The sequence below is a fragment of the uncultured Candidatus Puniceispirillum sp. genome (genome assembly GCF_963979125.1).
In the GTDB taxonomy this organism is placed as follows: Bacteria; Pseudomonadota; Alphaproteobacteria; order Puniceispirillales; family Puniceispirillaceae; genus Puniceispirillum.
Genome location: NZ_CAXBVX010000159.1, coordinates 1 through 2,997, shown reverse-complemented (window position 1 = coordinate 2,997; position 2,997 = coordinate 1). Strand labels below are relative to the sequence as shown.

The following is a 2,997-nucleotide window of genomic DNA, read 5'->3' as shown; positions in this document are numbered from 1 at the left end:
ATGATGAAAGTGTTCTTGACGCGGCAACGGCAATTAACAAGACCATCGAGGGCTGGATAACCCAGCATCCCGAACAATGGTTCTGGCCGCATCGGCGCTGGACGAAAGATGTTTAGATCGGGGGATGTCTAGAACAGACTGTCCTGCTTTGTATCTTTGGTGACAGACAGTTTGGTGGTGGCTTTTTTGGCTGGTTTTGGTGCTTTATGGGCAGTGCCATCCGGGTCAAGCAATGCCTGGCGGCTGGCATCAGCAAAGCGTAATGTGACTTCGGCACCCTGCGGCGCATCAATGGCACGTTTTAGCGGCGTACCTTCGGCATTGGTGACTAGAGCAAATCCACGATCAAGAACACGTTCAAATGAATTGGCTTGCAGTAATTTTCCCGCAGAATTTACAGCCTGCTCATGCCGCTCAAGCATCTGTCCAAATACATTGGCAAGGCGATCCGATAGCCGGATGAAATGGCCACTCATTTCGGCAAGCCTTGTCTCAGGTGGACGTAACCGTCCAGCCAGACCAGATAAATCAAGCCGCCTTTTAGCCAGCACACGTTCCAGTGACGTGTTCAGCCCAGCCAGCGCATAATCAAGCATCTGCCCTCGACGGGCAATCATTTCAGCTGGATCAAGTAAACCGCGCGCGGCTATACGTAGCATCTGGTCTGTTGTTTCCAGCCGTTGGCTGATGCTGCGTTTCAAGCGTGCTTCGGTCTCGCTTATATGCGCGGCAAGGTCAGCACGTACTGGCACTGCCAATTCAGCCGCCGCGGTTGGCGTTGGCGCACGCAGATCGGCTGCAAAATCAATTAATGTTGTATCGGTTTCATGACCAATTGCCGAAATTACCGGCAAAGAACAATCAGCTACAGCGCGGACAACTTCTTCTTCATTAAATGCCCATAAATCTTCCAGCGCGCCGCCACCACGCGCAACAATCAACATATCAGGGCGCGGAATTGCACCATCTGAAGGCATCGCATCAAATCCGCGAATAGCCGCGGCAACCTGTCCTGCTGCGCTTTTGCCTTGAACAAGCGTGCCCCAAACCAGAACATGCACGCCAAACCGCGCATCAAGACGATGTAAAATATCACGTATAACAGCGCCCGTCGGGCTGGTAATCACGCCAATAGTCGTTGGCATTTCGGGAATTGGTCGTTTTCGACCAGGGTCAAAAAGTCCCTCAGCCGCCAGCATACGGCGGCGTTCCTCGAGCATTTTCAGCATCGCGCCTTCGCCAGCCATTTCCATCTGATTGACAACAATCTGATATTTAGACTGACCGGGATATGTGGTCAGCTTGCCTGAACAGATTACCTCTAGCCCTTCTTCAGGCTGTACCTGCAAATTACCCGCTACCGTTTTCCAGCAAACCGCGGCCAGAGTAGAGCGGTCATCTTTCAACGTGAAATAGACATGACCAGATGGCGCGCGGGTTGGCCGCGAAATTTCTGCCCGCACCCTTACATAATCAAACGCCCCTTCGACAGTGGCCTTGACGCGTTTGGACAATTCGCCAATCGTCATATAGGGTGCGTTATCACCTGCTGAGGTGGCGCTGTTCTGGCTGTTATAAGTATCGTCTGTTTCGGTCATCAGGGTCTCTTTCATAAGGTACCCATTCTATGGCATATTGGCGTTGCCGCAACTCCAAAGGAAGTAAAGCAAGATGAAAATTCTACTGATCGGTGGTGGCGGGCGCGAACATGCACTTGCCCGATCAATTGCCGACTCACCGCTGACCTCGGATTTACGAATCGCGCCTGGTAACCCGGGTATGGAAGGGCTTGGCACATTGATACAGATCAAGGCGGATGATTATGACGCATTATTCGATTATGCCGTAGAAGAAACGGTTGATCTGGTTGTAATCGGCCCTGAAGCCCCGCTTGTTGCCGGACTGGCTGATCGGTTGGATGCCGCTGGTATTCGTGCCTTTGGTCCCTCAGCGGCGGCGGCACAGCTTGAAGGATCAAAAGCCTTTGCCCGTGATTTCTGCACCCGTCACAATATCCCCCAACCTAGATTTTTTGCCGCCCAAGACAAAGACACTGCATATCGGCATATTGACGCGTTGAACGGATTTTGCGTGGTCAAGGCCGATGGCCTTGCTGCAGGAAAAGGCGTTGTTGTTGCTGATACAGGCGATGACGCCAAAGCCGCCGCCGATGCTATGCTTGGCGGTCGGTTTGGCGATGCCAGCAAGACCATTCTGATCGAAGAACGTATTTTGGGGCCCGAAGCCTCGCTTTTCGCTTTGCTTGATGGTAATGACGCGCTTTATATGGCCAGCGCACAAGATCACAAACGTGCCTTTGATGGTGATAAAGGCCCAAACACTGGTGGCATGGGCGCTATTTCACCATCACCCCGACTTGATGATACTTTGATTGAACAGGTGATGGATAGCATTGTCCGCCCGCTGGCGCGCGGTATGACTGTGGAAGGCACCCCTTATCGGGGTGTTCTTTATGTAGGGTTGATGCTGACCACACATGGCCCGCAGGTTATCGAATTCAACTGCCGCTTTGGTGATCCCGAAGCACAGGTCATTCTGCCACGACTGAAAACCGATGTCGTCAGTGCGATGCTGGCAGCAACAGATGGCGGTCTAGGCCATTTTGACATGCGCTGGGACGACGCCAATGCCGTGACCATAGTGATGGCAACTAAAGGCTATCCGGGGGACTATGACAAAGGTAGCACCATCAATATCAGTGAAAATAACGACCCAGATTGTATTGTTTTTCACGCAGGTACAGCACGTGATAAACATGGACAGCTTATTGCCTCAGGTGGCCGTGTTCTGGCCGTAACGGGCATGGGCAATGATGCGCATTCAGCCCGCCAAAAGGCGTATGACGCAGTTGCCAAAATCGACTGGCCAGACGGGTTTTATCGCACTGATATTGCGGCTGATAGCTAGCGTTTCGTCGCAAAAAAATCTGACAGCACAGCGCTGGCAGCCTGTTCAGACAGGCCGCCATAAATTTCT

At 52.4% G+C, this 2,997-nt stretch carries 2 protein-coding genes; one reads left to right on the top strand and one right to left on the bottom strand.

Going from position 1 to position 2,997, the window contains the following annotated elements; translation table 11 throughout:
- Window positions 1-128 precede the first annotated feature (128 nt).
- Window positions 129-1,598, bottom strand: a complete 1,470-nt coding sequence (gene xseA, locus ABNT28_RS10670; RefSeq protein WP_332924104.1) for an exodeoxyribonuclease VII large subunit — start codon at window positions 1,596-1,598, stop codon at window positions 129-131.
- Between the two features lie 73 nt (window positions 1,599-1,671).
- Between xseA and purD the strand changes: the two genes are divergently transcribed.
- A complete protein-coding gene (gene purD / locus ABNT28_RS10665; protein WP_348721581.1) occupies window positions 1,672-2,928 on the top strand; it encodes a phosphoribosylamine--glycine ligase in 1,257 nt (418 codons plus the stop codon).
- The last annotated feature ends 69 nt before the right edge of the window (window positions 2,929-2,997 follow it).

Excerpts from the sequence above, each read along its gene's own strand:
- purD (WP_348721581.1), top strand. The coding sequence starts at position 1,672 with ATGAAAATTCTACTGATCGGTGGTGGCGGGCGCGAACATGCACTTGCC.
- xseA (WP_332924104.1), bottom strand. The coding sequence starts at position 1,598 with ATGACCGAAACAGACGATACTTATAACAGCCAGAACAGCGCCACCTCA.